This is a genomic window from Novosphingobium piscinae (assembly GCF_014230355.1).
Classification (GTDB): domain Bacteria; phylum Pseudomonadota; class Alphaproteobacteria; order Sphingomonadales; family Sphingomonadaceae; genus Novosphingobium; species Novosphingobium piscinae.
The window spans coordinates 1-25892 of record NZ_JACLAX010000005.1; the positions used below are offsets into that span (position 1 = coordinate 1).

Consider the following 25892-nt stretch of genomic DNA (forward strand, 5'->3'; position numbering starts at 1 on the left):
GGCCGCTCCGGCCGCCGCCCCGCGCGCAGCTGCGGCGCCCGCTGCCGCGCCGGCTGGCACGCCGCCGGCCGCGCCCACGCCGCGGATCGTCTCGGTCGGCCCGGGCGGCTTCCTCCGCCAGGGCCCGGGTGATCAGCAGGCGCCCATTCCCCCGGCCCCGCCGCGCCGTCTGGTCCCGGCCAAGCCCAGCCCCGAGATCGCCGACAAGACCAGTCTGCTCGACCTGAACGACCGGATCTGCCGCTGGCCGATGGGCCATCCGGGCGAGCCGGATTTCCACTTCTGCGGCGAGAAGGTGAACCCGGGGTTCCCCTATTGCGTCGAGCACTGCGGCCGCGCCTATCAGGCCCAGCTGCCCCGCGGCGCGCGGCGTACTCCCCCGCCGATGCCCTTCGGAGGGCCTCGGGTCCGCTGAAGCCGGACCTCGGAAACCGTGACGAAAGGCCCGCCGCTGGCGGGCTTTTCTGTGCGCGCCGGGATGGCCGGAGCTGTCGTTCATGGTCTGGCCAAAGCCAAACCCGTCGTCATCCCAGCGCAGGCTGGCATCTTCCGCGGCAAGGGGAGAGATCCCAGCCTGCGCTGGGATGACGGGTGTGGGGCGGAAGCCGCCGAGCCGAAGTCAGCCCTACCCTCCATCCCGTCATGCCAGCGCAGGCTGGCATCTTCAGCAGCGAGGTGAGAGATCCCAGCCCTCGCCGGGATGACGGGTATCGGGCGGAAGCCGCCGAGCCGCCTTCAGGCCGTCACCGGGATGACGAGCTGTTCCGCCCAAAACAAGCGGGGCGGGCATCTCGCGATGCCCGCCCCCAAGGTTCAGGGTGCAATGGAACCGGCGGTCAGAACTTGATCGCGGCCTCGATCCCGAAGGTCCGCGGCGCGTTGAAGTTGCCGTAATCGCCCATGGTGTTGGACAGCGTGCCGACCAGCGCGGTGCTGGACTGGACCTGCGGCAGGCTGTTCGACGGATCGCGGCGGAACACGTACTGCATGTCGAACATGTTGCGCACCCAGGCCGAGACGGTCAGCGTGCGGCTGGTATCGCCGCCCACCGGGATGTCGGCCAGGGCCAGACGGCCGTTGACGATGAACGAGGCATCGTTCTTGGTCGCGAACTGGTCGAAGGCCTGGGTCGCCTGCGAGTAGTTGGCGTCGAGGTGCAGGCGCACCTCGGTGCCATTGTCGCCCACCGGGATCGCATAGTCGAGCGAGCCGCTGGCGGCGTTGCTCGGGGTGAACACGATGTAGAAGTTCTGCGGCTGGCTGGTGCGGTTGACCACCACGCGCTGGGCGTTGAGGCCTTCATAGACCACGGTCACCGGCGGCACCTTGAAGTAGGTGTAGGCGTAAGACAGACCCAGCGTGAGGTTGTCCACCGGCTTCAGCGTCAGGTCAGCCTCGACGCCACGGATCTTGGTCGTGCCCGGGGCGTTGAAGGTGACGAGGTTGTTGAAGTTGCCGGTCGCGGTGGGCTGGATCGTGCTGAGATCGACCTGGCTGTCCTGGCGGTCCATCATGTAGGCCGCCACGTTGATCCGGGCGCGCCGGTTCAGGAAATCAGCCTTGAAGCCCAGTTCGTAGGACTGCACGTCTTCCGGATCGAAGGCGCGGTAGTCCGAGGTGCGCGAGCTGGCGCCGCCGGCGCGATAGCCCGTGGCGTACTTGGCATAGACGTGGACGTCGGGGTTCACGTCATAGGCCACGGTGACCATCGGGTTGAAGCGGTTCCAGACCTCGTCCAGCGGCGTGTAGCCGTTGGTGGCCACGATCGCGGCATTCGCCGGATCGGTGTAGTTGATCCCGCGCGAGAAGGTCAGCGCGCCGCGCTTCTTGTCACGGGTGTAGCGGCCACCGGCGGTGATATGCAGCACCTCGCTCGGGTTCCAGGTGAGCTGCGCGAAGGCGGCATAGCTCTTCGACACGACCTGCGATGCACGGTCGATCGAGCAGCCGTTGACGGCCTTGCCCACGAACAGCGGGGTGTTGGCGGTGCAGAACGGGATCGGCACATAGGTCGCCCCGGTCACCACACCGTTCACGACAGTCGCGATGGCGCCCATCGAGTTCGGGGTCGCGGCATCGTCGCTGACCCGCTCGTTGAAGTAGTACAGGCCCGCGACGTAGTCGATGTTGCCGATCGAGCCGACCGCCTGGAACTCCTGGCTGAACTGGCGCTGGCGCAGGTCGGCCAGCGAATAGCGGCTGAACGGGCACGGTGCGGCGGCGGTGCAACTGGCCGTCAGGTTGACGACCGGCGGACGGTGCGCACCGCCGACGTTGTCCCACTGGTCGGCGGTGACACCGCGCCAGGCGGTGATCGAACGGAATTCGATCTCGGGCGAGATCTTCCACTTGAACGTGTTGGTGAAGCCATGGGCCTTGTCGATGCTGACGCGCATCGGCACGCCGATATCGGCCACCCTCATGCGGGTGGTCCCGTTCACCACCACGCCGGGCAGCAGTGGCCGGACCGTGCCGGTGAGACCGCCCGAGAAGTTGCTGCCGGGCAGGACGCAGGCCCCCGGGATGACATCGGCCGAGACCGGCTGGGCCGCGGTGCTGGGGGCGCAGTTGTTCGGGTTGTAGTTCAGCAGCTGGGTGTAGAACGGGGTGGTTTCGCTGTAGGCGTTGTCATAGGCGAAATCGTTGGTGATCCCGTCGGCCGGCTGCCAGCGGACCGCCGCGCGGAAGCCGCGGCGATTGAACATGTTGAACCCGGCCTGCCCCGCGAGCGGGTTCTCGGTGGTCGGATCCTGGCGCGAATAGACGGCGTCCAGCTTGATCGAGAAGCCGGCCACCGTGGGCAGGTCGATATGGGCGTCGGCATTGACCGCGCCATAGTTGCCCACGCCCGAGCTGATCCGGCCGCCGAACTCGCCGGTCGGCGCACGGGCGACGATCGACAGCGCGCCGCCCTCGGTGTTGCGGCCGAACAGGGTGCCCTGCGGGCCCTTCAGCACCTCGATGCGCTCCACGTCGAACAGCGCCGAGTTGATGCCGTGCTGGCGACCCAGATAGACGCCGTCGATGTAGATGCCCACGCCCTGTTCGCGCGCGGGCTGGTTGGCATCGAGCGGCACGATGCCGCGGATACCGATGGTCAGCGCGTTCTGGCGGGCCTCGAACGGCGCGACGCGAAGCGACGGCACCGCGCCGTCGGCCAGGTCGAACAGGCTCTGCACGTGGCGCTTCTTGATATCGTCGCTGCCCATCACCGAGATCGAGATCGGCGTCTTCTGCAGGTTGGTCTCACGCTTGGTCGCGGTCACCACGATGTCGGTCAGGCCAGTCGAATCGGGCGGGGTCGTCTCGGCGGCGACCTCGTCGGCGGCCACGGCGGCATCGGCCGCATAGGCCGGAGCGGCGGCGGCGCAGGCCAGGGCCAGGACGGAGACGGTGAACTTGATCGAATTCTGCATGATGCGTTCCCTTTCGGGCCTTTCTTCATCAGGCAGGGGCAAACCCTCATGGCTCGACTCGGATCGCCGAGCCCCCCTGCTGCGAGCCGGCAAGTAGGCAGCCGAGGTTTCAGTTCGCGGACGGAATGATGACACCAATATGACATTGAATTGACGACAAATGTGTCACTGAAGCGTCATGAATTCGTCATTTCGTTGCGGCACATGGCACAGTCGAACTCAACGCTGTGACTTCCATGCCGAACACCACCGTCGTTCTCATCGCGCCCGGCGATCCGCGTCTGCAGGAACAGCTTGCCGTCGCGCGGTCCGGACTCCAGGTCGTCTGCTGCGGCGAGGCCGCGGCACCACCGCGCCTGCCCGCTCCGCTGTTCGCCTTCGTCGACTGGCTGCTGCCGGCGATGTCCGGGCTCGAGTTCTGCCGCCGCCTGCGCGAGAGCGAAGGTACCGCCCACGCCCACGTCACCCTCGTGCTCGAAACCGCCGATGCCGACGCCCGCCGCCGGGCGCTGGCCGCCGGCGCGGACGACTACATGGTCGGCCCGCTCACCGCCGCGGCGCTGCTCGAACGGATCGACGCCGCCGATCTCGCCGGCACCCGCACCCCGGGCGGACAACGCTTGCGCCATGGCGAACTGTCGGTCGATCTGGCCGGCTTTCAGGCGCGCTTCCGTGGCAAGGTCGTGCCGTTGCGGCCCAACGAGTTTCGTCTGCTGGTGCACTTCATGGAGAACCCCGACCAGGTTTTCACCCGGCTCAGCCTGATCGACCGGCTGGGCAAGGACAGCGGGCTGATCGACGAGCGCACGGTCGACGTGTGGATCGGCCGCCTGCGCCGCGCGCTGCGGGCCCACGGCGTGCCCGATCCCCTGCGCACGGTGCGCTCGCTCGGCTACGTGATGGACAGCCTGCCGCTGGGCTGACACCCCGGGGACGGCCTTCCGGGTTTTTGGCCATGGACCGTGTCAACCGTGTCAACCGCGCGCAAATCCGGGTAGGAAGGGCGTGCCAGTCCCTTGCCCCGGTCGGCGGCTGCGGGCATAGGCGCGGCGAGTCAGGAGCCGCCGAATCTGTCGGCCAGCGAAAGGCATGCCCATGAAGGTCCGCGTCCACGTCAGCCTGAAGAACGGGGTGCTCGATCCCCAGGGCCGGGCGATCCACCACGCCATCGAGGGGCTGGGCTTCGCCGGGGTCAAGGATGTCCGCGCTGGCCGCCTGTTCGAACTCGAGGTGGACGACAGCGTGACCGATGCCGCGCTCGAGGACATGGCGGGCAAGCTGCTCGCCAACATGGTGATCGAGAACTACCGCATCGAGCGGGTTGCCGGCTGATGGCCTTCCGCTCGGCCGTCATCACCTTTCCCGGCTCGAACTGCGACCGCGACATGGCGGTGGCGCTCGAGGAGGTTTCGGGGACCGCGCCGCACCGGGTCTGGCACGGCGACGCCGAGCTGCCGGCGGGTCTGGACTTCATCGCCCTGCCCGGCGGCTTCTCCTATGGCGACTATCTGCGCTCGGGCGCGATGGCCGCGCGCTCGCCGATCATGCAGGCGGTGATCGCCGCGGCCGGGCGCGGGGTACCGGTGCTGGGCGTGTGCAACGGCTTCCAGGTGCTGACCGAGGCCGGCCTGCTGCCCGGTGCGCTGATGCGCAATGCCGGGATCCGTTTCGTCTGCCGCAGCGTGGCGCTGGATGTCGCCAACGCCCAGAGCCTGTTCACCTCCGGCTATGCCGCGGGCCAGCGCATCCACATTCCCGTGGCCCATCACGACGGCAACTACTTCGCCGACGCGGCCACGCTTGACCGGCTTGAGGGCGAAGGCCGGGTGGCGTTCCGTTATGCCGAACCGGTCAACGGTTCGGCCCGGGCAATCGCCGGGGTGCTGAACGAGGCAGGCAACGTGCTGGGCATGATGCCGCATCCCGAGCGGGCGATTGATCCCGTCCATGGCGGCACCGATGGCCGCGCCCTGTTCGAGGCGGCCGTCCGCGCCCTCGCCTCAGCCTGACTGCCCGCCACCATCGGCGGGGTAAACGGCGGCTGCCCAGCCCTGCGCGCTGCGCTCAGGCGGCGGCGCCGGACCGGGCCTGATTGGGTCCGGGGGCAAACAACCGTCGGGCGTCGAACGCGGGCATCGGACGGCCGAAGTAGTAACCCTGGATCTTGTTGCAGCCGAGCGCCTTGGTGATTTCGAGCTCAGCCTCGGTTTCCACCCCTTCGGCCGTGGTGGTGACGCCAAGACTCTCGGCCATGGCCACGACCGCGCGGATGATCGCCAGGCTCTCGGGGTTCTTCTGCGCCGCGCCCTGGACGAAGCTGCGGTCGACCTTGATCGTCGAGAAGCGGAGCTTGCGCAGGTAGCCCAGCGACGAATAGCCGGTGCCGAAATCGTCGAGCGCGATCGAGCAGCCCAGTCCCATCATCTGCTCGAGCGTGCTGCGCGCCGCGGTGGCATCGCGCAGGAAGATGCTCTCGGTCACCTCGATCTCGAGCCGCCGCGCGGGCAGCCCGGTCATCGCGAGGGCAGAGACCACGGTCGACGCGAAGTGCGGATCAAGCAGTTGCTCGCCGGAGACGTTGACCGCCACCTTGACGTGGTCGGGCCAGCGCATCGCCTCGGCGCAGGCCTCGCGCAGCACCCATTCCCCGATCGGGATGATCAGCCGGGTATCCTCGGCCAGCGGTATGAACTTGGCCGGGCTGACCGAACCATGCTCCTTGCTGTTCCAGCGCAGCAGCGCCTCGAAGCTGACGATGCTCTCGCTGTCCGCGCTGACCACCGGCTGATAGTGCAGCAGCATCTCGTTGCGCTCGAGCGCGCGGCGCAGCGCGAACTCCAGTTGGCGGCGCTCCTCGGCATGCGCATGCAGCGCCGGCTCGTAGCTGAAATGGGTGCCGCCGCCGGCATCCTTGGCGCGGTAGAGCGCGAGGTCGGCGTTGCGCATCAGCGTCTCGACGGTCGACCCGTCGCGCGGCCCCACCGCGGCGCCGACGCTGGCCCCGACGTAGAGCGTGTGATGGTCGACCTCGTAGGGCTGCGACAGCCGCTCGATCACGGCCTTGGCGACGCGGCTGACCTGGTTGAGATCGGTCGCATCGCGGATCACGATCGCGAACTCGTCGCCACCAAGCCGGCCGCACAGCTCGTTGTCGGTCATCAGTTCGCGCAGCCGGGCCGAGACCTTGGCGAGCAACTGGTCGCCCACGAGGTGGCCAAGCGTGTCGTTGACCGCCTTGAACCGGTCGAGGTCGATCATCAGGAACGCGCAGCGGGTCCGCCACTGGTCGGCATAGCGCATCGCCTCGGCCAGCGATTCGGTCAGCATCAGACGGTTGGGCAGCCCGGTCAGCGTGTCGTAGCGCGCCAGCTGGGCGATCTTGTCGGCGCTCTCGCGCTGCTCGGTCACGTCCGAACCGACCCCGCGGAAGCCGTCGTAGACGCCGTTGTCGGTGATCTTGGGCGTGCCCGACAGCTCCCACCAGCGCTGCTCGCCGGCCACCGTCACCCGCACCAGCAGGTTGGAGAAGCTCTCGCGTCGCTTGAGCCGCTCGGCCAGGTCATGCAGGCTCGAGGGGAACTGCCCGGTCTCCCAGGCCGGACCGGCGATCAGCTGGATGAACGGCTTGCCCTCGATGTCCTCGGGATCGAGGCTGAGCGCATAGGCGAAGCGCGGGCTGACCGCGCGGACCCGCCGGGCCGTGTCGACCTCCCACAGCCAGTCGGCGCCACCCTCCTCGAACTCGCGCAGCAACAGCGAGACCACCTCGGCCTTTTCCGCCATGCCGGCCTCGGCCACGCGCGAGGCGAGGAACATCCGCGCCGCCTCGATCGTGCCCACCGTGATGATGATCACGAAGACCGTGGCGATCCCGGCGCTCTGCCAGAAGCCGTGGAGCGCGAAGGAAATGGTCGCGGCGCTGCCGATGACCAGGCTGAACAGGATCGTGCCCATCGGCACGGCCGGGACGACCACCGCGGTGGCGGTCATCAGCATGGCCAGCACGGTCCACAGCTGGAGCCGGCTCTGGTCGTCCCCGAACGGGGTGAAAAAGACGATCGGCACCAGCCACACCGCGGCCGTGATCAGCGCGGCGATGGTCTGGGCGTTCACCTCGTCACGGCTCATCCGCCGCCGGTCGGCATCGCCGAGCGTGCGGTCGTAGCGGGCGCAGTAATAGAGCGCGCCGCCCAGCGCGAGGGCCCAGCCCAGCAGGGCCATCATCATCACGTGGGAGGCGAAGATCTGCACCGTGGCGACTGCCGCGATGCCGTGCACGATCAGCCGGGCGAAGGTGACCCGTGCCAGGCTGGCATACTGCATGCCACGCAGGCGCGCCCAATCGCCGTCGGGTGGGTCGACCAGCCCGATCACCGCCAGGACCGGCAGGTCGCGTGGCAGGGTCGACAATTCGGGGACATTGGGTTTCACGGCGGCATGGTTAGCCGACCAAACCTTGCGACCGGGTAAATCTCCGGGGTCAGACCGACCCGTTCGGGACAAATACGGCGGCTCCGGCAGCATTGACCCCGCGACCTTGCGGCGATCCCTCGGGACGGGCCGGCGCGCGGGCCGATCCGGCCGCGAAACACTGCGCTGCAACCGCCGGCACCGGAGCCGATTCGCCAAATGCAGACGTCCTCTCGCGGGATTCCGTCAGTCGGGCGTAGTCGAAATGTTAGGATCTTGGCGGAAAGCTGGGACTGCCCTTCCCCGCCCAGGAGCCCTTCCCCGGTGCAGCACCAGTTCGATCATCAGTTCACCGCGGCGCAGGGGACCCCGGGAGCGACGCTGTCGCAGATCCTCGGCGCCTTCTCCTATGCGCTCGACCTGACCGAAGGCCAGACCGAGGGGCACAGCCTGCGCTGCTGCTGGATCGCCATGCGCCTGGCCGCCCAGCTTGGCCTCACCGCCACCGAGCAGCGCGACATCTACTATGCGGTCATGCTCAAGGACCTGGGCTGCAGCAGCAACTCGGCGCGGGTGGCGGAGCTCTATCTGACCGACGACCGCCGCTTCAAGCGGGACTTCAAGCTGATCGGCACCGGGCTGAGCGACGTACTGGGCTTCGTCCTGCGCAGCACGGGCCATGGCGAAACCCTGATCAAGCGCTCGCGCGCGGTCGCCAACATCCTGCGCAACGGGCCCGAAATCGCCCGCGACCTGATCGAGACCCGCTGCACCCGCGGTGCCGACATCGCCCGGCGCCTGCGCTTTTCGGAAGGCGTCGCCGCGGCGATCCATAGCCTCGACGAGCACTGGGACGGCAGCGGCAAGCCGCAAGGGCTGTCCGGCGAGGCGATCCCGCTGGGCGCGCGGCTGGCGCTGCTCGCCCAGGTGGTCGATGTCTATTTCGTGTCGAGCGGCGCCCAGGCGGCGATCGACGAGATTGCCAAGCGCAGTGGCACCTGGCTCGACCCACGGCTGGCGCGCAGCTTCGCCGGTCTCGCCCGCGAGGCCAGCCTGTGGGAAGAGCTCTCCGCCAGCGATCTTCCGGCCCGTGTCGCCGCGATCGAACCCGATGCCGCGATCATGCCGGTCGATGAGGACTATCTTGACGACATCGCCGCTGCCTTCGGCGCCGTGATCGACGCGAAAAGCCCCTACACGGCAGGCCACAGCGACCGGGTCGGCCACTTCGCCGACGCGCTGTCCGGGTACATGGGCATGGCCGCGCCCGAGCGGCGGGTGCTGCGCCGGGCCGCGATCCTGCACGATGTCGGCAAGCTCGGGGTCAGCAGCCGGATCCTCGAGAAGCCGGGCAAGCTCGACGATGACGAGTGGCGGGTGATGAAAAGCCATGCCATGCACACCACCGAGATCCTCGGCCGCATTCCGGCGCTGCGCGACATGGCGCTGATCGCCGGATCGCACCACGAGCGGCTCGATGGCACCGGCTATCCGCTGCAGCTCGAGGCGACGGTGATTTCGCTCGAGACGCGGATCATCACCACCTGCGACTTCTTCGACGCGCTGACCGCCGACCGGCCCTATCGCGGGGCCATGCCCACCGAGCAGGCCTTCGCCATCATGGCGGGCGAGGCCGGCAAGGCGATCGATCCGGAATGCCTCGCCGCCCTGCGCGAGACGGTGGCATCCGGGCTCATGACCCCGGGAGCGGCCCCACTGCCACGACTGTCGCTGCCAGGCGGCTGATTTCCGCTGGATCATGGGTCACGTAGAGGATCGGCAGGCGCAGCTCGTCGCGGATCCGCTCGATCACCCGCAGGATTTCGTCCCGCCGGGCATGGTCGAGCGAGGACAACGGCTCGTCCAGCGCGAGGAAACGCGGCGCCGACAGCAGCGCCCGGCCGATCGCCACCCGTTGGGCCTCGCCGCCCGACAGCGTGGCGGGCAGGCGCTCGAGCAGGCCGCCCAGCCCGAGGAAGCCGATCGCCTCGTCGGGGCTGAGCCAGCGCTCGGAGGGCGCCAGGCGGCGCCAGGCATAGAGCAGGTTGTCGCGCACGCGCCGGTGCGGGAACAGGCGCAGGTCCTGGAACACGTAGCCGCAGCGCCGCTGCTCGGGCGGCAGGTCGATGCCCCGCGCGCTGTCGAACAGGACCGTCCCGTCGATGGCGATCTGCCCCGTGGTCGGCCGGACCAGACCAGCGATCGCGTCGAGCACGCTGGTCTTGCCCGCCCCCGAGGGGCCGAACAGCGCGGTGATGCCGGCCGGCGCGACCGTGCAGCGCGCCGCGATCATCCGGTCGCCGCGGCGGAGGGTGACGTCAACCTCAAGTGCCATCGCGCGGGCTCCCGCCCCAGCCCCGGCGGACCAGCCATTCGGAGGCGACCAGCGCCGCCAGCGACAGCGCGACCGAGACCAGCGCCAGCCGCGTCACCATGGCATCGCCGCCGGGCAGTTGCAGGGCGGCATAGATCGCCAGCGGCAGGGTCCGGGTCTCGCCGGGGATGTTCGAGACGAAAGTGATCGTCGCTCCGAATTCGCCCAGCGAGCGGGCGAAGCCGAGCACGGCCGCGGCCAGGACCCCGGGGACCGAGAGCGGCAGCGAGACCGTCCAGAAGCACCGCCACGGCCCGGCCCCCAGCGTGCGCGCCGCCTGCTCGAGCCGGCGGTCGATCGCCTCGATCGACAGGCGCATCGCGCGCACCATCAGCGGCAGGGCCATGATCGCGCTGGCCAGGGCCGCGCCGGTCCAGCGGAACATCAGGCTGAACCCGAGACTGCGCTCGAGCCAGCCGCCGACCGGCCCGGTGGCGCCGAAGGCGATCAGCAGCAGCCAGCCGGTGACCACCGGAGGCAGCACCAGCGGCAGATGGACCAGCGCGTCGAGCAGCAGCTTGCCGGGAAAGCGCCCCCGCGCCAGCAGCCAGGCGAGGCCATAGGCCAGTGGCAGGCTGGTGCCGATGGCGACGCCGCTGACCTTGAGCGAGAGCGCGATGATCTCCCACTCCGCGGGCTGGAGCATGGCCACGCTCATCGCAGGGTGAAGCCATGGCGGCGGAAGATCGCCCGGGCCTCGCTGCCCAACAGGAAGCGGCGGAAGCCCTCCCCCTCGGGGTTGGTCGAGCGCGCCAGCGCAGCGAGCGGGTAGATGATCGGCGCATGGCTGCGCGACGGAAAGACTCCAACCACCCGGACGGCCGGGGTCGCCCGCGCGTCGGTGGCGAAGACGATGCCGAGCGGGGCCTCCCCGCGCGCCACCAGCGCCAGTGCGGCGCGGACGTTCTCGGCCCGGACAACACGCCCCTCGACCTGGCTCCAGACGCCCAGCGCGGTCAGCGCCTCGCGGCCATACTTGCCGGCGGGAACGCTGTCCGGGTCGGCCATGGCCAGCCGGCCGGGGCCCAGCGTGCGCGCCAGCGGGAAACCCGGCGCGATGGCCAGACGGAGCGGGCGCGTGGCCGGGGCCACCAGCACCAGCGTGTTGCCCAGCAGCGCAACACGCGAGCCGCGCCGCAGCAGGCCGCGCCGGTCGAGATAGGTCATCCAGTCCTCGTCGGCCGAGAGGAACAGGTCGGCCGGGGCGCCGGCCTCGACCTGGCGCGCCAATGCCGACGAAGCGGCGAAGGACAGGACCGGGCGCGGATGGCCGCGCCGGGCCCAGGCCGCCGCCGCCGCGCTCAGGGCTTCCTGCAGGCTGGCCGCTGCCAGCACCACCGGCGCGCGCGGCGCGCCGGCCTGGGCCCGCACCGGCGTTCCGGCCACCAGCGCGGCGCCGAGCGCGACGACCAGCGCGAGGGCCTGGAGCGCCTGACGCCGACCGGTTGCCTCGCTTGCCACTCGCCTATGTCCTTCCCACCCGGATCCCACTGCCCGGGGTCAGTGGAGGTCAAGGCTATATCGGCGCGGCGCGCGCTCAGCAATGCGACCGGACCAGCGCTGGCCCCGGTCCGGCCGGATCAGGTGGGAGACACGGCCAGTGCCTCGGCGATCACCGCGTGATCGTCGGCCGAAGGATGCCAGTCGCTGGCCAACAGTCCTTCCGGGCCGAACACAGCGGCGACGATCCCCTCGGCGCCATGGGCCGCCCAGGCCGCGGCCAGTTCGGCCGCCCGCGGATCGTCGACCGCGCCCCAGCGGGCCGCGTTGTCGCCGCGGACATGGCGCAGCCAGGCCGCGACGGCGGTGAGGAGCGCGGGACAGCAGCGCCCACTGGCCTGATGGGCGGCAAGCGTGGCCAGCCAGCGCTGCGGGATCTTCTGGCTCCCGTCCATCGCGATCTGGTTGAGCTTGTGGTTCAGCGCCGGATTGGCGAAGCGGTCGAGCAGCGCGTCGGCATAGGCCGACAGGTCCTGCCCCGGGGCAGCGGCGATCGTGGGCAGAGCCTCCTCGCGCATCAGACCTTCCACCAGCGGCCGCAGCAGCGGATCGCCGACCGCCTCGTGGACGAAGCTGTGGCCGGCGAGCAGCCCGCAATAGGCCAGCGCCGAATGGGCGCCGTTGAGCATGCGCAGCTTGGCGGTCTCGTAGGGCGCCACCGCGCCGACGATCTCGGCCCCGACCAGGTCCCAGGCGGGACGCGGGCCAGCAAAGGCATCCTCGATCACCCATTGGCTGAAGGGTTCGGTCACCACCAGCCCGCGGTCCTCGACACCGAGCGCGGCGGCGGCCTCGGCGCGGTCCTCGGGGGTGGTGGCGGGCACGATGCGGTCAACCATGCTGCAGGGGAAGGTGCAGGTCTGGCCGGTCCATGCGCCCAGCCCGGGATCGCGCGCGGCAAGATAGTCACCCAGCAGGCGGCGCAGCTGGTGGCCGTTGTCGGCGAGATTGTCGCATGAGAGCAGGGTCAGGCCGCCCTGCCCCGCAGCGCGGCGCTGTCCCAGCGCCTCGGCCAGCAAAGGATAAAACCCCTGCTCGGCCAGAGCGAGATCGAGCGCGCCATCGGGCTGCCGGCAATAGCCTTTCTCGGTCACGGTGAAGGTGACCACATGGGTGCTCGGGGCGGCCAGCGCGGCGACGACGCGGGCGCGGTCGGCCGTGGCCAGCACCACTTCGGTGACCGCGCCGATCACCTGCCGGCGGGTCCCCGCACCCGAGCGCTCGGCCAGGGTGTAGAGCCCGTCCTGCGGGTTGAGCTGCGCGCCAACCTCGGGCGAGCGGAGCGAGACGCCGAGCGTGAGCCAGTCACCCCCGGCCGCAGCCATCGCCCGGTCGGTGTACCACGCCTGGTGCGCCCGGGTGAAGGCGCCCAGACCGAAATGGACGATCCCGACCTGCCGCCCGGTGCGGTCGTAACCCGGCTGGGCCAGGCCCTGCGGCAGATGCGCCGCCGACAGCCGGGTCACAGCTTGTAGGCCTTCTTGGCGAGGGTGTAGGTCAGCTCGACGGCCAGTTCGGCCGCCTCCCAGTCGGTCAGGCGGTGCTCGGCGACCAGCCCGGCGAGGAACCCGCAGTCGATCCGCCGCGCCAGATCATGCCGCGCCGGGATCGAAAGGAACGCGCGGGTGTCGTCGTTGAACCCGACGGTGTTGTAGAACCCGGCGGTCTCGGTGGTGGCGAGACGGAACCGACGCATGCCCTCCGGGCTGTCGTGGAACCACCAGGCCGGACCAAGGCGGAGACAGGGGTAGTGCCCGGTCAGCGGGGCCAGCTCGCGCGCATAGACGCTCTCGTCCAGCGTGAACACGATCAGGGTCAGCCCGGCCTCGTTGCCATAGCGGTCAAGCAGCGGCTTGAGCGCATGGACATAGTCGGTGCGCGTGGGGATGTCGGCCCCCTTGTCGCGACCATAGCGGGCGAACAGGCTGGCATTGTGGTTGCGGAAGGAACCCGGGTGAAGCTGCATGACCAGTCCGTCGTCAAGGCTCATCCCGGCCATCTCGGTCAGCATCTGGGCGCGGAACAGCTCGGCCTCGGCCGCGGTGAAATCCCCGGCGACCACCTTGGCGAACAGCGCGGCGGCCTCGGCCGGGGCGAGATCGGCGGTCAGCGCGGTGGGATGGCCGTGATCGGTGCTGGTCGCGCCGTGCCGGGCAAAGAAGGCGCGGCGCTGGCGATGCGCCGCCAGATAGCCCGGCCAGGTCAGGCAATCCTCGCCGGTCAGGGCGGAGAAGCGGTCCAGATTGGCGCGGAAGCCCTCGAACTCCGGGTCGATCACCGGATCGGGACGGTAGGCGGTGATCACCCGGCCCTGCCAGCCGCCCGGCCGGGCGTTCTCGGCCATGACCGCGGCGTGGTGCTCGAGTGTGTCGAGCGGGCTCTCGGTGGTGGCGATCACCTCGATGTTGAAGCGGTCGAACAGGGCACGCGGGCGGAACGCCTCGCTCGCCAGCGCCGCGGTGATGGTCTCGAAGTATTGGTCGGCCGTGTCCGGTCCCAGCATCTCGGTGAAGCCGAAGGCCTCGGCAAAGACCCAGTCGAGCCACATCCGCGACGGGGTGCCGCGGAACAGGTGCCAGTGATCGGCGAAGATCCGCCAGGCCGCGCGCGGATCATAAGTGGCCTTGGCCGGCCCGATGCCCAGCGCGTCGAGCGACACGCCCTGCGAGTAGAGCATGCGGAAGACGTAATGATCAGGGCGCAGCAAGAGCTCGGCGGCATCGCCGAACGGGGCGTTGCCGGCGAACCATGCGGGATCGGTGTGGCCGTGGGGCGAAACGATCGGCAGGTCGCGCACCGTGGCGTACAGCGCGCGGGTCAGGTCGCGCACGGCGGGGTCGGCAGGGAACAGACGATCGGGATTGAGCACGAGCGGGCGGGCCATGGAACGGAATATCCTGCTGGTTGGCTAAAGACGGAAACCGCCCTTAGCCGTCATTGATACCGGTGTCATGAGCGAATCTGGCGGAGCCGCCGATGCGCTCAGCTGGTCACCCGGGCGAAGCGCTCGCGCTTGACGCGGGCGGCGCGGCGGGCCTCCTCGATCGCCTTCTCCTCGGTCGCGAAGAGCAGGCTGTCGAGCACGGCGGCGAGGTGCGCGCGCATCGCCGAACGCGCGGCCACCGGATCATGGGCCCGCAGCGCGACAAGGATCGCGGTGTGCTCGTCGACCACGGGCTTGATGTTGGCCGAACGCGCCTTTTCGTGGAGCAGCGCGCTTTCCGGCGAAAGCGCGCGCAGATCCCACAGCCGCTCGATCGCCTCGGCGACGGCCGCATTGCGTGAGGCCCGGGCGATGGCGAGATGGAACGCGCGGTCGGCCTTCTCGGTGCCGTGCGGGTTGAGGTTCTCGCGCTCGATCTCCTCGACCAGCGCCTCCAGCTCGGCCAGCCCCTCAGGGCTGATCTGGGTCGCGGCGAGCGCCGCGGCCTCGGCCTCGAAGAGCAGGCGCGCCTCGGTCAGCTCGATCGCGGTGATGTTGAAGCCGGGGACGTCATTGCTGCCCGGCAGGCGCTTCACATAGGCACCCGAGCCGACCCGGACCTCGACCAGACCCTGCACTTCCAGCGCGATCACCGCCTCGCGCACGGTCGGGCGCGAGACGTTGTACTGCACCGACAGCTCGCGCTCGGCGGGCAACCGGTCGCCCACCGCGTAATTGCCGCTCGCCAACTCGGCGATCAGCTTGCGGGCAAGGTCCTGGTAGAGACGATCGGACGAGGCACGATCGCGGTCGGGGAGAAGGTCGGTCACGCAGGCGGCACTCCAAAATGGCCTTACCACTTTATCGAACTTGACAGGCCAGATGCGACCGGTCAAGAATCTTCGCACTCCATAGCAGACCAATTCGGATCACGAGACGATGAAAATCACTTCCGCCCGCGTTATCGTCACCTGTCCCGGGCGCAATTTCGTGACGCTCAAGATCGAGACCGATCAGGGCGTCTACGGGATCGGCGATGGCACGCTCAACGGGCGCGAGAAGTCGGTGGTCTCCTATCTCGAGGATCATGTGGCGCCCTGCCTGATCGGCATGGACCCGCGCCGGATCGAGGATATCTGGCAGTATCTCTACCGCGGGGCCTACTGGCGGCGCGGGCCGGTGACGATGCGCGCCATCGGCGCGGTCGACATGGCGCTGTGGGACATCAAGGGCAAGATGGCCGGCATGCCGGTCTACCAGTTGCTGGGCGGACGCAGCCGCGACGGGATCATGGTCTATGGCCACGCCAATGGTGCGGACATCGCCGAGACGGTCGAGGCGGTCGGCCACTACATCGACCTGGGCTACAAGGCGATCCGCGCCCAGACGGGGGTGCCGGGGATCAAGGACGCCTATGGGGTCGGCCGCGGCAAGCTCTACTACGAGCCGGCCGATGCGTCCCTGCCCTCGGTCACCGGGTGGGACACGCGCAAGGCGCTGAACTACGTCCCCAAGCTGTTCGAACAGCTGCGCAAGACCTACGGCTTCGACCATCACCTGCTGCATGACGGGCACCACCGCTACACCCCGCAGGAGGCCGCCAACCTGGGCAAGCAGCTTGAGCCCTACCAGCTGTTCTGGCTGGAGGACTGCACCCCGGCGGAAAACCAGGAAGCCTTCAGGCTGGTGCGCCACCACACCACCACCCCGCTGGCCGTGGGCGAGATCTTCAACACCATCTGGGACTGCAAGGACCTGATCCAGAACCAGCTGATCGACTACATCCGCGCCACCGTGGTCGGTGCCGGGGGCCTCACCCACCTCAGGCGCATCGCCGATCTCGCCAGCCTCTACCAGGTCCGCACCGGCTGCCACGGCGCCACCGACCTCTCGCCGGTGACGATGGGCTGCGCGCTGCACTTCGACACCTGGGTGCCCAACTTCGGCATCCAGGAATACATGCGCCACACCGAGGAGACCGACGCGGTCTTCCCGCATGACTACCACTTCGCGCAAGGCGAGCTGTTCGTCGGCGACACCCCCGGCCACGGCGTCGACATCGACGAGGCGCTCGCCGCCAAGTACCCCTACAAGCCCGCCTACCTCCCGGTCGCACGGCTCGAGGACGGCACCATGTGGAACTGGTGAGGCCCGCTCCACCGCGGCGCTGAAACGGCCCGCGGCGGCCTGCCCACCAGGAGAGGACAAGCCCGATGAATTGGCGTTCGGCGCGCGTACGCATCCTGCTGCTCGTGATGGTCGGGACGATCCTGAACTACGTCGCGCGCAATTCGCTCGGGGCGCTTGCTCCGCAGCTCAAGACCGACCTGCAGATCACCACCGAGCAATACTCCTATGTGGTCGGCGCCTTCCAGCTGGCCTACACGCTGATGCAGCCGATCGGCGGCCTGCTGATCGACCGGATTGGCCTGACGGCTGGCTTCGCGCTGTTCGCGGTGGCCTGGAGCCTGGCCAACATGGCGCACGGGTTCGCCCGCGGCTGGCTCTCGCTGGCGGCCTTCCGCGGCCTGCTCGGGATGGCCGAGGCGGTGGTCATCCCGGCCGGGATGAAGACCATCGGCGAATGGTTTCCCGACCGCGAGCGCTCGGTGGCGACCGGGTGGTTCAACGCCGGCACCGCCTTTGGCGCCGTGATCGCGCCGGTGATCGCCGCGCTGGTCGCCAAGACCTGGGGCTGGCAGGCCGCCTTCGTCGTCACCGGCGGAATGGGGCTGATCTTCGCCGCGGTCTGGTACCGTACCTATCGCTCGCCCGAGGTCGCCAGCTTTGTCTCGCCCGAAGAGCTGGCCGAGATCCAGGCCGGCCAGCGCCCGGTGCCGACCCAGGACACCTCGATGCGGGCGATCGTCAGCGCGCCCCGCTTCTGGGCGATCGCGGTGCCGCGTTTCCTGGCCGAGCCGGCCTGGCAGACCTTCAGCTTCTGGGTGCCGCTCTATTTCGCCAAGGAGCGCGGCTGGGACCTGACCGAGATCGCCCTGTTCGCCTGGGTGCCGTTCCTTGCGGCCGATGCCGGCGGGATCCTCGGCGGCTACCTCGCGCCCTGGCTGCAGCGCTGGCGCGGGCTGTCGCTGGAAGGCTCGCGCATCGCCGGTATCTGGATCGGCGCAGTGCTGATGATCGCCCCGGGCTGCGTCGGGCTGGTCGCCAGCCCCTATGCCGCGATCGCGCTGCTCGGGATCGGCGGCTTCGCCCACCAGGCGATCTCGGTGCTGATCAACACGCTCTCGGCCGATGTCTTCCCCAAGAACCACATCGCCAAGGCCAACGGGCTGGTGGGCATGTGCGGGTGGACCGGCGGGCTGCTGTTCTCGCTGCTGATCGGCCAGTTCGCCGACACGATCGGCTTCGCCCCGCTGTTCGCCTGCCTGGGCGTGTTCGACCTGCTGGGCGCGATCTGGCTGCTGGCGCTGCGCCGCCACCTGGCGGTCGCCAAGGCCTGACCCCCATGACCGCTCCCCGCCGCGCCACCCTCTCCCGCCCGCCCCGCTTCGCGCTGACCGGCCGCGACGGCCCCCGCGTCACCCTCACCGCCGATACCGGCGCGGTGGCCCACCTGTTCGTTCTCGAGGAGGACGTGATGCGGGTGCTGCTGCTGGCAGACGGCACGGTCACCTCCCCGCCCAGCTGGACCATCGCCCCGGGACAGGACGACCTGCCCGAGCCCGGGCGCGACCGGCTCGACACCCGCGGCTTCGCCGCACCGGCTTTCGCGCTGGACGAGGACGATGCGGCGGGCCTGCTGGTCCTGACCACCGCGCGGCTGCGCCTGACCGTGGCGCTCACCGGCCTGCGCTGCACCTGGCACCAGCATGACGGCACCGGCTGGCAGCTGATCGCCGAGGACCGCCCGACCCAGGCCTACAACTTCGGCTGGTGGGACGAGGCGACCTATCACTACCTCAAGCGCCAGCCCGGCGAGCGCCACTATGGCCTGGGCGAGCGCAGCGGCCCGCTCGACCGCAGCGGACGGCGGCTTCGGCTGACCAATCTGGACTGCATGGGCTACGACGCGGAAGCCGACGATCCGCTCTACAAGGCGATCCCCTGGGTCCTGACCGTCAATGCCGCCGGTCAGGCGCACGGCCTGTTCTATGACACCCTGGCCGATCCGGTGTTCGATTTCGGGCACGAGCATTCCAACTACCACCCGCACTACCGCTACATGCGCGCCGCGAGCGGCGATCTCGACTATTACATCGTCGCCGGACCCGATGCGGCCGAGGTGGTCCGCCGCTTCACCTGGCTGACCGGCCGCCCCGCGCTGATGCCGCGCTGGGCCGTGGGCTACTCCGGCTCGACCATGACCTATACCGACGCGCCCAATGCGCAGGAGCGGATGGGCGAGTTCCTCGAGGGGCTGGCGCGGCACGACATTCCCTGCACCTCGTTCCACCTCTCCTCGGGCTACACCTCGATCGGCGACAAGCGCTACGTGTTCCACTGGAACACCGACAAGTTCCCCGACGCCCGCGGGTTCGTGGCGAGCTACGCCGCGGCCGGGGTCGAGCTGGTGCCCAACATCAAGCCGGCGTTGCTGCTGTCGCACCCGCGCTACGCCGAGCTGGCGGCCAAGGGCTGGTTCGTCAGCGATGCCGAAGGGCAGCCGGTGGAATGCCTGTTCTGGGACGAACTGGGCAGCTACATCGATTTCACCAATCCCGCGGCCGCGGAGTGGTGGCGCGGGCAGGTCACCGCGCAGTTGCTCGACTACGGCATCCGCGCCACCTGGAACGACAACAACGAATACGAGATCTGGGACCGCCGCGCGGTCTTCGCCGGGTTCGGGCAGCCCCGCCTGGCGGCGGCCGAGCGTCCGGTCCAGACCCTGCTGATGATGCGCGCCTCGCGTCAGGCGCAGATCGCCTTCCGCCCGGACGAGCGGCCCTACCTGGTCACCCGCAGCGGCATGGCCGGAATGCAGCGCTATGCCCAGACCTGGTCGGGCGACAATTTCACCGCCTGGAAGACGCTGCGCTTCAACCAGAAGATGGGGCTGGGACTGGCGCTTTCGGGGGTGTCGAACACCGGGCACGATATCGGTGGCTTCGCCGGCCCCGCGCCCGAACCCGAACTGCTGCTGCGCTGGGTCCAGGCGGGCATCATGATGCCGCGCTTCTCGATCCACAGCTGGAACACCGACGGCACGGTCAACGAGCCCTGGATGTATCCCGCGGCGACCCCGGCGATCGTCGGAATGATGCAGCTGCGCCATGCCCTGGTTCCGCTGCTGCACGATCTGTTGTGGCGGCATCACGCGCGGTTCGAGCCGGTGACCCGGCCGCTGTGGCTCGACTTTCCCGGGGATCCCGCGGCGTGGCGCGATGGCGACGCCTATCTGCTTGGGCCCGACCTGCTGGTCGCCCCGGCGCTGGACGCCGGGGTCACCGAGGTGGCGGTCTATCTCCCGGCCGGCCCTCGCTGGATCGACCTGCGCGACGACCGCACCTGGCAGGGCGGCCAGACCGTCAGCCTCGCCGCGCCCTGCACCGGGCTCCCGCCGCTGCTGGCGCGCGAAGGGTCGGCCCACCTGCTCGACCTGTCGCCCCCCGGTTTCGCGCCGGCCACGGCGCGGTCGGCCGTGCTGATCCTGCCCCCGGCCGGAACCGGCGGGTTCGCCTGGAGCGGCTTCGACGAGCGCGGTGCGGACTGGCCCGACCCGGCGCAGCCGCCGCTGTGGTCGCTGACCGTGACCTGCAATCCCGCGACGATCGCGATCACCGCACGTTGGACGGGCACGACCCCGCCTCCGACCGACCGGCTCGACCTGATCCTTCCCGCCGCCGAGCACCGCGCGGTGACGGTCAACGGCCGGCCCGCCGCATTCACCCCCGCCGAGGTGCTGGGCGTGACCCGGCGCCTGGCCAGTTGCCCCGTCTGAGCAAAAGGAAGCCGGCCAAACCTGTCAGACAGGCTTGGCCGGCTCGAGGACTGCCAGAGGCAGGGTGAAACCGGTGGGCTAACGGCCAGAGAGCAGGCCGTTGGCCTTGAGCCACAGCGCATACTGATCGAACCAGGCATCGCTGGTCGTGCCGTTGGGGTGCGAGGCGAAGCCGTGCCCGCCCGCGCTGTAAAGGTGGAACTCCACCCCGCTGCCGGCCTTGCGCCAGGCGTCGATCAGGCCAAGGTCCTGGCTCTTGAAGAAGCGGTCGTCGGCGGCGAGTGCCGCGAACAGCGGCGGCGCCCCTGCCGGTACCGGAGCGCTCCCGGTCGGGCCATAGATCATGCCAACGAAGTCCGGCCGGGTATCGGGCTGGTTGGCCAGGGTCTGCGCCAGCACGGTGATGGCGCCGGCCGAAAATCCCAGCACGCCAAGCCGCTTGGGATCGACCCGCCATTCCGCCGCGCGCGCGCGGACCAGCCGGATTGCCGATTGCACATCGGCCACGGCATGGGGCACCACCTCGAGCGGTGCCGGACCACCCTTGACGAACAGCCCGGTGAGCGCGGCCTTGAACCCGGCAAAACCGCCGGTGAGCGGCGCGGTGCGGTACTTGACGATGAACACCCGCACGCCCAGCCGATCGAGCTTGCGCGCAACGTCATAGCCTTCATTGTCCATCGCCAGGAACTGGAAGCCACCACCGGGTACCAGCAGCACGGCCGGGGCTGTGCGATCGGCCGGGAGCGAGCTCGGCACCGGCACCAGCATGGGCTGGCTGACATTGTAGGCGATCCGCTGGTCGGGCGTCTGCTGTGCCCAGGCCTCGGCCTGCCCGCCGGGCAGCGTGGTGCCGAGCGGCAGCACCACGGCGCCCGGCTCGGCCGGCACGGCGATGGGCTGGATCAGGTCCACCCAGCTTCCGGGCGCCGGTGCCGGGCTGACGGGAGCCGTCGTGGCGGGCGCTTGCGCCTGCAGCGGAACCGACAGCGCCAGTGCCGCGAGGGCCAGCACCGACCCTGCGCGTTGAGACCAAGGGCGCCGAGACGAGGCCGGGTTCATCGCGCGCCCACGGCCGCCTTGCGGGCATAATAATCCGCCAGCACGGCGAAGGCCTGCTTGCGCACGCCGGTTTCGGAGATCAGCCCCTTGCGGTTCCAGCCTTGCTGGAAATCCGGGTTCTGGCGGCGGGGCGAGCGAAAGTCCTTGAGGATCCAGGGTGACATGCCGCGCAGTGTAGGCACCCGATCAGCCATTTCCAGCGTCTTGCGATAGAATTCCGCCTGGAACTCCTCCGAGAACTTCTGCTGCCGGTCGGGGCTGTGGAATCCGGCCTTGGCATCGGCGCCAAACTCCGAGAACACCAGCGGCTTGTCTGCCGGAACGCGCCAGACGCTGCCCGGCAGATCGGTCAGGCGATCCTGCGTGTACCAGCCGTTGTACGTGTTGATCGAAAGGACATCGAGATCGGCGGCCAGCGGATCGACCATGGTCATGGTCGGCACCGCCGCCGCGCGATCGCGCTCGACCAGCAGCGCCGCGCTGACCAGTCGCGTATCGTCCAGCCGGCGCGTGTCGCTGACCAGGGTGCGCAGGAAGGCATTGCGCGCCTCGCTCACCGGGGTCTCGTTGGCGACGCTCCAGATCACCACCGAGGCGCGGTTACGGTCGCGCAGGATGTTCTCGGCCAGCATGTTGCGCGCGGTCGCAAGGGTCGCCGGGTTGTCCCACGCCACCATCCAGTAGACCGGCACCTCGCTCCACACGAGCAGGCCCAGCTCATCCGCCGCGCGGGTCATCACCTCGGAATGGGGATAGTGCGACAGGCGCACATAGTTGCCGTTCAGGCCGGTCTTGATCTCGCCCAGCAGCGCGCGCGCGTTGGCCGGCGTGATGATCCGCGCCGGATTGGCCCCGATCTCTTCTTCGTGCATCGAGATGCCACGCAGGAACAACGGCTTGCCGTTCAGCAGCAGATCCGGACCACGGCGTTCGATGGTCCGGAAGCCGATGCGGTCGCGCCAGCGGTCATCCCCGGCGCTGAGCGTCACGTCATAGAGCCGGGGCTGTTCGGGCGACCAGCGCACCAGCGCACGCGGTGCGGTCATGGTCGCGCGCCAGGTTCCCATCGCGTCGGTCTTGCCGGCCAGCTCGAGCTTCAGCTCGCCGATGGCGAGACGGACCGGAGCATTGGCCGCGGCCGGACCCCTGAGCCGGGCCTCGACCGCCAGCTTGCCGTCGCGCGTCAGCCGCACCCAGGCATCGTCGACGTAGGTCTCCGGGGTCTGGACCAGGCGGACCTCGCGGGTGATCCCGCCATAGTTTTCCCAGTCGGTCACCGGCGGCGGCACAGTGGCCGCGGTCGCGGCGGAATCGACCCCGATGGTGATCTGGTTCTCGCCGTCGCGCAGCGCCGTGGTCGCCTCGAAGGCGAAGGGCGTGAAGCCGCCTTCATGACGCCCGAGCGGCTGGCCGTTGAGATAGACCACCGTGGCATAGTTGGCCGCGCCGAAGCGCAGGAAGGTACGCCCCTTGCGGCCCGGCGCGACGGTGAAGCTGCGCTGGTACCAGACCAGGCCCTGATAGTGCCGCAACTCGGGGGTAGCCGCCAGCCACGAGCCAGGCAGCTGTGCCGCAGGCGAATGGGCCAGGTCGAACTCGAACAGCGTGCGGTTGTCCTCGGCCATGGCCTTGCGGACATCGACGTCGAGCCAGCGTTGCTGGCCGCGGTCAGGGGTCTCGCCGTGGAAACCGGCAATGCCCGAGCGGTAGGGATCGATCGAATAGCGCCATTCGCCCGACAGGTCGGTGCCCTCGCGCAGATCGGCGGCGACCAGCAGCGGCTCGGTCGCGGCGGTGGCCAGTGGCAGCCGAGCGGCGGGAGACTGGGCCAGCGCGGCCCCCGACGCAGCCAAGCCAGCCGCCGCCAGACAAACGAAACGCCCCAGACTGCCGTAGCGCATGCACATCGCCTCCATCTTCCACGGCCTCCGCGGCTGACGGCGGAGTGCCTTACTGGTCGGACCCGCAACGCATCCGGCCGGAGCGGGGTTCCGTTCCCGCTCCAGCCGGCCCGTGCGGCTTAGTAGTTCAGGTTGAAGCGGATTCCGCCATAGCGGCGGAAGTCACGCGGCAGCAGCACCTGGGTGGCCTGGTTGTTGCCCCAGTTGCCCGCACTGTTGGCCAGCGAAGGGAAGTACTCCTGGTCGAACAGATTGTTGACGAAGGCGGTGACCTCCCACTTGCGATCCTCGTCGCGCACGCCGAGGCCCAGGTTCACGATCGAATAGGCTGGCTGGAACGTCTCGGGATCGCGCGCCACATAGAACACGCTGCTGGTATGCTGCCAGTTGGCCTGGACCACGCCGCGCAGCGTATCGGTGAGCGACGGGGTAAACTCCGCCCCGATCGAGAACTTGAACTCGGGGGCCTGGACCGCCCGCTCGCCGGTCAGGTTCTGGCGCGAAGGCTGACCTGCCACGGTGGTGCAGCCCTGTGCCGCGGTCTGCAGCGGGAAGCACGGCGCAACCGGGAAGTCGGTGTAGGTCGCGTCGAGGATCGCGAACGAACCATTGATGCTGAACGTGTCGTTCGGCCGGACCAGGGTGTCGATCTCGACGCCTTTGGTGGACAGCTTGCCGACGTTGGTGAGGCGGAAGTTGGCCGTGCCATCGGCCAGGGTCTCGATGGTCTGGGCCTGCAGGTTGCGATAGGCGGTGTCGAACAGGGTGACATTGAGCGTAACCTTGCGGTCGAACAGCTGGCTGCGGATGCCGACCTCGATATCGCGCGACTTCTCGGGCTTGATCGGCCCGGCGGCGGCGCGGTTGTTGTTGAAGCCGGTGGTCAGGTCGTAGGTCTGGCCCTTGTAGCCGGTCGAGACCGTGCCGAACACGTTCACCGTCGGGCTGAACTCGTACTTGAGGCTCGCCCGCCAGGTCGCCGCGGTGTCCGAGGCGTTGCCCGACCAGGTGCCGACCGGGGCGGCGCGGCTGGTGAAGGCATAACGGATCTTCTCGTTCTGCAGACGGGCCCCGCCGGTCAGCGTGGCATTGGGCATGAACTCCCAGTCGGCCTGGACGAACCCGGCGATCTGGTCCGACTTCGAATAGGCCGTCCAGTCGGCCAGCGAGAAGGCCGGACCGCGCAGGAACGGCCGGTCGAAGCGGACCGAGGCGTAGTAGGCACCCAGCGTGTAACGGAACGGCTGGTCACCCGGCGACAGCAGGCGGAACTCCTGGGTGAACAGCTTCGACTTGAACGCACCGACCTGGATGTTCGCGCCAACCGCCGCGGTCGAGGACGTGTCGTCCTGGTCGAGGAAGTCGTCGAGGCGGAACTTGTCGTAGGAGGTGATCGAGACCAGCGAATGGTTACCCAGCTCGAACTCGCCGCGCAGGTTGCCACCCCAGCCGCTGTAGCTGGTGCTGGCCGGGAAGTTGTTGCTGATGGTCTGGTTGTCCTCGTTGATCACCACGCCCGGCAGGGTGACCGCGGGAGTGAGGCCCGCAGTGCCGCGCAGCAGGGCATTGGCACCCATCCGCACGAACGGACGGCCCACCGTGGTATCGCCCTTGAGGTAGTTCGCGGTCAGCGTCAGGCTGGCCGTATCACTGGGCTCCCAGCGGAGCTTGGCGCGGGTGTTGAAGGTCTGGTTGCCGTTGACCTTCTGGTTGTTGAAGAGGTTACGGACGTTGCCGTCCCACTTCGAATAGCTGCCCGACAGCACGTAGCCGAGGGTTTCGCCCAGCGGGCCGGAGGCGCTGAAGTTGGCGCCGACCTCGCCGTCGGTCGTGCCCGTGCCGTTGACGCGGATGTTGAACGTGTCGGTCGGACCGCGGGTGATGATGTTGATGAGGCCGGCGGAGGCCGACTTGCCGTAGAGGGTCGACTGCGGACCGCGCAGCACCTCGATCCGCTCCACGTCGGGCAGGTCGGTGAAGGCCCGGGCCTGGAAGGCCAGCGGCACCTCGTCGACCAGCACGGCGACGCTGGGCTCGACGCCGATGCCGAAGGCGAAGGTACCGACGCCGCGCAGCGAAACGTTGGCATTGACCGGATGCTCGGCGGGACGGATCGTCAGCGAGGGCGACAGCTTGGTCAGATCCTGGAACTGGCGCACGCCGGCGGCCTGCAGCTGGCTGGGGCTGAGCACCGACACCGCGAGCGGCACCTGCTGGACGTTCTCGGCGCGCTTCTGCGCGGTCACGATGATCTCACCGGTGTCGGAGGCGTCCGCGCCACCCGCCGCGGGGCTGCTCTGAGCCATAGCCGGCTGAGCGGCGATCGTCAGGCCGATGGCCAGCGCGGCCCGACCCACGGTGTTGCGAAGCTTCATCATGTCCATCCCTCATCCACGCACATTGGGCT

General features: G+C 69.3%; 19 protein-coding genes. 8 read left to right on the forward strand and 11 right to left on the reverse strand.

Translation table 11 applies throughout. From position 1 onward, the window contains the following. Window positions 1-415 (forward strand): GcrA family cell cycle regulator (locus H7F53_RS06475; RefSeq protein ID WP_221773618.1); only part of this gene is annotated, 415 nt, incomplete at its 5' end. A 421-nt stretch (window positions 416-836) separates the two neighbouring features. Here the strand turns inward: H7F53_RS06475 and H7F53_RS06480 are convergent. After that, entirely contained in the window at window positions 837-3416 is a 2580-nt protein-coding gene (locus H7F53_RS06480) for a TonB-dependent receptor (RefSeq protein ID WP_185678677.1), read from the reverse strand. A gap of 236 nt (window positions 3417-3652) precedes the next feature. On the opposite strand from H7F53_RS06480, the gene H7F53_RS06485 reads away from it, so the two are divergent. The 3 genes from H7F53_RS06485 to purQ all read left to right on the forward strand — a co-directional run bounded on the left by H7F53_RS06485 (window position 3653) and on the right by purQ (window position 5425). Beyond that, window positions 3653-4339: a winged helix-turn-helix transcriptional regulator gene (locus tag H7F53_RS06485; RefSeq protein ID WP_185678678.1), complete on the forward strand. Its 687-nt coding sequence runs from the start codon at window positions 3653-3655 to the stop codon at window positions 4337-4339. A gap of 172 nt (window positions 4340-4511) precedes the next feature. Next, the gene (gene purS, locus H7F53_RS06490) at window positions 4512-4748 is read left to right on the forward strand and encodes a phosphoribosylformylglycinamidine synthase subunit PurS (protein WP_185678679.1); all 237 of its coding nucleotides are present in this window, start codon (window positions 4512-4514) and stop codon (window positions 4746-4748) included. Beyond that, on the forward strand, window positions 4748-5425 hold the full coding sequence (gene purQ, locus H7F53_RS06495) for a phosphoribosylformylglycinamidine synthase subunit PurQ (protein WP_185678680.1): 678 nt from the start codon (window positions 4748-4750) through the stop codon (window positions 5423-5425). Before purS ends, purQ begins: the two co-directional genes overlap by 1 nt. Window positions 5426-5480: 55 nt before the next feature. On the opposite strand, the gene H7F53_RS06500 is transcribed toward purQ, so the two are convergent. Then, window positions 5481-7739 carry a putative bifunctional diguanylate cyclase/phosphodiesterase gene (locus H7F53_RS06500; protein ID WP_185678849.1) on the reverse strand — a complete coding sequence of 753 codons (2259 nt, stop codon included), beginning with the start codon at window positions 7737-7739 and terminating at the stop codon, window positions 5481-5483. A gap of 411 nt (window positions 7740-8150) precedes the next feature. Between H7F53_RS06500 and H7F53_RS06505 the strand changes: the two genes are divergently transcribed. Then, window positions 8151-9572 (forward strand): HD-GYP domain-containing protein, encoded by a 1422-nt coding sequence (locus H7F53_RS06505; protein WP_343061957.1) that lies wholly within the window; start codon window positions 8151-8153, stop codon window positions 9570-9572. On the opposite strand, the gene H7F53_RS06510 is transcribed toward H7F53_RS06505, so the two are convergent. From H7F53_RS06510 to H7F53_RS06535, 6 genes are all read right to left on the reverse strand, one after another. Next, window positions 9520-10161 (reverse strand): ATP-binding cassette domain-containing protein, encoded by a 642-nt coding sequence (locus H7F53_RS06510; protein ID WP_185678682.1) that lies wholly within the window; start codon window positions 10159-10161, stop codon window positions 9520-9522. The genes H7F53_RS06505 and H7F53_RS06510 overlap by 53 nt on opposite strands. Beyond that, a complete protein-coding gene (modB, locus tag H7F53_RS06515) occupies window positions 10151-10846 on the reverse strand; it encodes a molybdate ABC transporter permease subunit (protein ID WP_185678683.1) in 696 nt (231 codons plus the stop codon). Before modB ends, H7F53_RS06510 begins: the two co-directional genes overlap by 11 nt. Window positions 10847-10854: 8 nt before the next feature. Next, window positions 10855-11661: a molybdate ABC transporter substrate-binding protein gene (modA, locus tag H7F53_RS06520; protein ID WP_379542859.1), complete on the reverse strand. Its 807-nt coding sequence runs from the start codon at window positions 11659-11661 to the stop codon at window positions 10855-10857. Window positions 11662-11780: 119 nt separating this feature from the next. Continuing rightward, window positions 11781-13166 carry a mannitol dehydrogenase family protein gene (locus tag H7F53_RS06525; protein ID WP_343061958.1) on the reverse strand — a complete coding sequence of 462 codons (1386 nt, stop codon included), beginning with the start codon at window positions 13164-13166 and terminating at the stop codon, window positions 11781-11783. Further along, window positions 13163-14584, reverse strand: coding sequence for a glucuronate isomerase (uxaC, locus tag H7F53_RS06530; protein ID WP_185678684.1), 1422 nt, complete (start codon window positions 14582-14584; stop codon window positions 13163-13165). The genes H7F53_RS06525 and uxaC overlap by 4 nt, the downstream gene beginning before the upstream one ends. 98 nt (window positions 14585-14682) lie before the next feature. Then, entirely contained in the window at window positions 14683-15453 is a 771-nt protein-coding gene (locus H7F53_RS06535) for an FCD domain-containing protein (protein ID WP_185678685.1), read from the reverse strand. Window positions 15454-15562: 109 nt separating this feature from the next. Here H7F53_RS06535 and manD point away from each other — a divergent pair, with 109 nt between their 5' ends. From manD to H7F53_RS06550, 3 genes are all read left to right on the forward strand, one after another. After that, window positions 15563-16771 (forward strand): D-mannonate dehydratase ManD, encoded by a 1209-nt coding sequence (gene manD / locus H7F53_RS06540; protein ID WP_185678686.1) that lies wholly within the window; start codon window positions 15563-15565, stop codon window positions 16769-16771. A 65-nt stretch (window positions 16772-16836) separates the two neighbouring features. Next, complete coding sequence (locus H7F53_RS06545; protein WP_185678687.1) at window positions 16837-18084, forward strand: MFS transporter; 1248 nt, start codon at window positions 16837-16839, stop codon at window positions 18082-18084. Between the two features lie 5 nt (window positions 18085-18089). Continuing rightward, on the forward strand, window positions 18090-20522 hold the full coding sequence (locus H7F53_RS06550) for a glycoside hydrolase family 31 protein (protein ID WP_185678688.1): 2433 nt from the start codon (window positions 18090-18092) through the stop codon (window positions 20520-20522). A gap of 78 nt (window positions 20523-20600) precedes the next feature. Here the strand turns inward: H7F53_RS06550 and H7F53_RS06555 are convergent, their stop codons facing one another. The 3 genes from H7F53_RS06555 to H7F53_RS06565 all read right to left on the reverse strand — a co-directional run bounded on the left by H7F53_RS06555 (window position 20601) and on the right by H7F53_RS06565 (window position 25860). After that, entirely contained in the window at window positions 20601-21536 is a 936-nt protein-coding gene (locus H7F53_RS06555) for an alpha/beta hydrolase (RefSeq protein WP_221773620.1), read from the reverse strand. A 44-nt stretch (window positions 21537-21580) separates the two neighbouring features. Further along, the gene (locus H7F53_RS06560; RefSeq protein WP_246438641.1) at window positions 21581-23485 is read right to left on the reverse strand and encodes a glycoside hydrolase family 2 protein; all 1905 of its coding nucleotides are present in this window, start codon (window positions 23483-23485) and stop codon (window positions 21581-21583) included. Between the two features lie 119 nt (window positions 23486-23604). Next, window positions 23605-25860 (reverse strand): TonB-dependent receptor, encoded by a 2256-nt coding sequence (locus H7F53_RS06565; RefSeq protein WP_185678691.1) that lies wholly within the window; start codon window positions 25858-25860, stop codon window positions 23605-23607. Window positions 25861-25892: the final 32 nt, after the last annotated feature.